Origin of the sequence: Endozoicomonas sp. SESOKO1 (assembly GCF_024606265.1) — a bacterium.
GTDB lineage: Bacteria > Pseudomonadota > Gammaproteobacteria > Pseudomonadales > Endozoicomonadaceae > Endozoicomonas.
The window spans coordinates 1-4,220 of sequence record NZ_JAHHPP010000244.1; the positions used below are offsets into that span (position 1 = coordinate 1).

The 4,220-nt window shown below is 49.2% G+C and carries 5 protein-coding genes; 4 read left to right on the plus strand and 1 reads right to left on the minus strand.

Going from position 1 to position 4,220, the window contains the following annotated elements; all coding sequences use genetic code 11:
• The first annotated feature begins 125 nt into the window (after window positions 1–125).
• On the plus strand, window positions 126–356 hold the full coding sequence (locus tag KDK13_RS10810; protein ID WP_257284980.1) for a hypothetical protein: 231 nt from the start codon (window positions 126–128) through the stop codon (window positions 354–356).
• Window positions 357–360: 4 nt separating this feature from the next.
• On the opposite strand, the gene KDK13_RS10815 is transcribed toward KDK13_RS10810, so the two are convergent.
• Complete coding sequence (locus KDK13_RS10815) at window positions 361–570, minus strand: arginase family protein (protein WP_257284981.1); 210 nt, start codon at window positions 568–570, stop codon at window positions 361–363.
• Window positions 571–652: 82 nt separating this feature from the next.
• Here KDK13_RS10815 and KDK13_RS10820 point away from each other — a divergent pair, with 82 nt between their 5' ends.
• The 3 genes from KDK13_RS10820 to phnW are packed head-to-tail and all read left to right on the plus strand — an operon-like array spanning window position 653 to window position 3,960.
• Entirely contained in the window at window positions 653–1,999 is a 1,347-nt protein-coding gene (locus KDK13_RS10820) for a DUF5690 family protein (protein WP_257284982.1), read from the plus strand.
• A 3-nt stretch (window positions 2,000–2,002) separates the two neighbouring features.
• Window positions 2,003–2,812 carry a phosphonoacetaldehyde hydrolase gene (phnX, locus tag KDK13_RS10825; protein WP_257284983.1) on the plus strand — a complete coding sequence of 270 codons (810 nt, stop codon included), beginning with the start codon at window positions 2,003–2,005 and terminating at the stop codon, window positions 2,810–2,812.
• A 35-nt stretch (window positions 2,813–2,847) separates the two neighbouring features.
• Window positions 2,848–3,960, plus strand: coding sequence for a 2-aminoethylphosphonate--pyruvate transaminase (gene phnW / locus KDK13_RS10830; RefSeq protein WP_257284984.1), 1,113 nt, complete (start codon window positions 2,848–2,850; stop codon window positions 3,958–3,960).
• Window positions 3,961–4,220 lie beyond the last annotated feature (260 nt).

Genomic DNA, 4,220 nt, shown 5'->3' on the forward strand with positions numbered 1-4,220 from the left:
TAAGGGGCTTTGATATTACCCGTGCTTGTGTGTCCGGAAAACTATAACCACTTCACTCTCAAAAGCCCTGGCGTAAATTACTGAGCAATGCGGATGCAGACATTGTTGGTCAGAAAGTTATACCGATGATTGCCGGAAATCTGACCAACCCCAAACGGGAATACCTGTTTTTATGTGGAATTATTGACTCACGACTGGAAAATTTATTTATTGAGGCTGAAGAGCTGACAGATGAACAGATTCAGGAAATAAAAGAGAGAAGCAAAAGTTTTTTTAAATCTCTGGAGACCATGCAAAGATCGCTGGCATTACCCCGTTCAAAAACCAGATCACCACAGTCGGCTATTAACAGGTAATCACTTAACCTGCCCCCCAGGGCCAGCGCGGGGATTCCCAGGCAAGATTAACCGATGCCCTGCGTATCACTTTCGGGCCAAAACGACTGCCGCTCCTGCCGACGGTGGTGGCAAGATCAAAAGGTACGCCGGTTACTATCCATTCGGCATCTATGTCACATCGTGCGGTCAAAACCGTGGGGAAGCGGTGTTGGAGAAATAACAAAAAGTTCATCCACACGAAACTTTTCTGTCATAAAACATTTGTAATGTGGAGCGCTACCAACAACCAACTGAGTCGTACATTTGGTTTTCCCATGCTAATTATTAGAATTGCCGAACTGTGCAGGCGCTTGCCAAAGTTAAATCGTCAAGAAGTTCTGTTTACACTGTTTATAGCCGCTGCGGCTTTCATGACTTATCTCTGTGCCTATGCGTTCAGAAAACCCTTTACCGCTGGTAGTTATGACCATGTATCCGGTTGGCAATTCGCCCTCGATTTCAAAGTCGCTATGGTCATCGCCCAGGTTCTTGGCTACATGTTGTCAAAGTTCATTGGGATAAAAGTGGTATCCGAGATGACTCGGGATAACCGCGCATTGGCCATTTTTATCTTACTCATGATGGCTCTGTTGGCTTTGGTGCTTTTTCCACTGACGCCTGCTCCGTATAACCTGATTTGGCTGTTTCTGAATGGACTTCCTCTGGGCATGATCTGGGGCCTGGTATTCGGATTTGTGGAAGGCCGAAGAACCACGGAGTTACTGGGTGCCTGCCTGGGCGTGACCTTTATTGTCGCTTCAGGCTGGGTGAGAACGGTCGGACAATGGCTGATTGTCGATATGGGTGTGCCTGAACTCTGGATGCCAGCAGCGGCCGGGGCGCTGTTTACCCCGCTGCTGATCGCCTCAGTGATCGGCTTATCCCGCATCCCGGCACCCAATCAGCAGGATGTAGATGCGCGACAACGTCGCCAACCTATGGATAAGCATGAACGTCGTAAGTTCTTTCTCAAGTTCGCCCCTGGCATCATTATGTTAGTGTTGGCGTTTATGTTGCTTACCGGTATTCGGGACTTCAGGGATAATTTTGAATCTGAACTGTGGGCTGCCCTTGGTTATGGAAATGATGTCGGCATCTTTGCTTATATTGGCGTCCGGGTTGCTTTCTTTGTACTGATCGCACTTGCCTTAATGAGCTTGATCAAATGCAACACTAAAGCCTTTTATGCTAATCACCTGGTTATTTTGATGGGCGTGGGCACCGTCGGCCTGGCGACATTCCTGTTCCAGTCGAACCTGATTGACGCAAAGGTCTGGATGATTGCCTTAGGTGCAGGTCTTTATACTGCCTACATCCCTTTTAACTGTTTTATGTTTGACCGGATGATAGCCTCTCTTCAGGTGACGGCAAATGCCGGATTTGTCATGTACCTGGCTGACTCGGCTGGATACCTGGGGAGTGTTGGCATCATGCTGTTCAGAGTATTTGGTCAAGCCGACCTGTCCTGGTTAGAGTTCTTTATCAACACCACTTATGTCGTTGTCAGTGCTACCACCCTGTTGATCCTTGGCTCCTGGTACTACTTTTCCCAAATTGTTTCTAAAACACCATCAAAAGCTATCGCTGCTTATGCAGACACAGCTACCTTAGTGAGAACTTAAAACATGAATCAAATTGAATGTGTCATCTTCGATTGGGCTGGCACCGTAGTTGACTTTGGCTCAGTTGCACCAACAACCATCTTTGTGCAGGCGTTCAAACAGGCTTTTGACTTTGACATCAGTCTCGATGAAGCCCGTCAACCAATGGGCATGGGTAAGTGGCAACACATTGAAGCACTGGGGAAGCTGCCATCGGTCAATGAAAGATGGTCCCACAAATTTGGTGGTGCAATGACCACTGAGCAAATTGACTACATCTACCAAACCTTTATGCCGCTGCAAAAGCAAAAGGTGATCGAACACGCAGAGATGATTCCGGGCGCCCTTGAGACAGTCGCCTGGCTTCGGGAAGCCGGTATCAAAATAGGCAGTTGTTCTGGTTACCCACGGGAAATTATGGACGTATTGGCCCCGATAGCAGCAGATAACGGCTATCGCCCGGACTGCATTGTCGCCGCCGATGATTTGCAAGCGGGTTCCAGGCCGGGCCCTTGGATGGCACTGGAAAACGTCAATCAACTGGGTGTTTCTTCAGTACGCAGAACGATTAAAGTCGATGATGCCATCCCCGGGATCGCCGAAGGCTTGAATGCCGGAATGTGGACAGTTGGTCTGGCAAAAACAGGCAATATCGTCGGCCTGACAGAAAGTGAGTGGGCAAGCTGCCCTGCAAACAAGCAACAGGCACTGCTGGCGCAGGCTTATTCCGCCCTCTATCAGGCGGGGGCACACTATGTCATCGACAGCATTGAGGACCTGCCCAAAATTGTCAGTCTTATAGCGTCGCGGATTCACAGGGGTGAGCGCCCTTAACCCGGTGACGAGCAGAAAATAAAGGAATCATCAAGATGAATGAACAACAAAACGGGCACTATGTGTTGCTAACCCCGGGTCCTCTGTCAACCTCAATGACAGTGAAACAGGCCATGCTGAAGGACTGGTGCACCTGGGATGATGACTACAACAAAGGCGTGGTTGAAGCTATTCGCGGCAAACTGGTCACCATTGCCACCAGACAACCCGGTTATACCTGTGCGCTGATGCAAGGCAGTGGTACGGCATCCGTCGAAGCAACGATTGGCAGTGTCATTCCGAGTGACGGGAAGTTATTGGTCATCGATAATGGTGCTTACGGGGCCAGGATGGTTCAAATTGCCCGATATCTAAATATACCCTGTCATGTACTGAAAAGTCCCGAAACCGAACCACCAAATCTGACCGAACTACAGCGCGCACTGGAACAGGATAGCGCCATCACTCATGTTGCGGTGGTTCACTGTGAGACCACCACAGGAATGCTTAATCCTATTGAAGAAGTGACAGCTTTAGCCAGACAGTTCAGTAAACGGGTTATTCTTGATGCCATGTCCAGCTTTGGTGGCATTCCCATGGATATTGGAGAGCTTGGCGTCGACTTTATGATCAGCTCCGCCAACAAGTGTATTCAAGGAGTGCCCGGTTTTGGCTTTGTTATCGCCAAACAGGCAGAGCTGGCGCAGTGCGAAGGTCGAGCACGCTCACTTAGCCTCGACCTTTATGATCAGTGGCGACACATGGAAGACAACAAAGGAAAGTGGCGTTTCACCTCCCCCACGCACACAGTCAGGGCCTTCCACCAGGCATTGCTGGAGCTGGAAATTGAAGGCGGCGTTGTGCAACGTCATAAGCGCTACAGTGACAACCAGAAAACTCTGGTTCAAGGTATGAGGAAACTGGGTTTCACCGCCCTGCTGCCCGATGAATTACATTCCCCTGTCATCACCTCTTTTTACTCGCCACAGGCAGCAGATTACAGCTTCAAAACCTTCTATGACTTTTTAAAAAATAAAGGTTTCGTGATCTACCCAGGTAAAGTATCCAGCGCCGATTGTTTCCGGATTGGCAATATCGGTGAAGTCTTTCAGAAAGACGTACTGCAGCTTTTAGCCGCAATAGAAGAGTATGTTAACCGATTGCCGTGACTTTACAGCTGTTAATTGAAACGGTCCCAAAAAATCAGACGGGGGAGTAAGCTCTGATCCATAACAAAATGGCTTAAAAGCCCTACTGGGGCCACCTGTGTCTCGAACTCCCTTTCCAGGGAGCTTTGAAGTGCCCAACGGTGGCCTTTCAGGGTGTCTCAACCTGTTCATCGATCAGGTGCGATATATCCCGCCTACTGTGTTCTTGCTCACAACTGATCATTTCGGCACTCAACTGTGCCCGCCCCGCCGTTGTGATC

What these genes read in the sequence shown, in the direction of transcription:
- KDK13_RS10810 (WP_257284980.1), top strand. Translation starts at nt 126, where the DNA reads ATGATTGCCGGAAATCTGACCAACCCCAAACGGGAATACCTGTTTTTA.
- KDK13_RS10815 (WP_257284981.1), bottom strand. Translation starts at nt 570, where the DNA reads ATGAACTTTTTGTTATTTCTCCAACACCGCTTCCCCACGGTTTTGACC.
- KDK13_RS10820 (WP_257284982.1), top strand. Translation starts at nt 653, where the DNA reads ATGCTAATTATTAGAATTGCCGAACTGTGCAGGCGCTTGCCAAAGTTA.
- phnX (WP_257284983.1), top strand. Translation starts at nt 2,003, where the DNA reads ATGAATCAAATTGAATGTGTCATCTTCGATTGGGCTGGCACCGTAGTT.
- phnW (WP_257284984.1), top strand. Translation starts at nt 2,848, where the DNA reads ATGAATGAACAACAAAACGGGCACTATGTGTTGCTAACCCCGGGTCCT.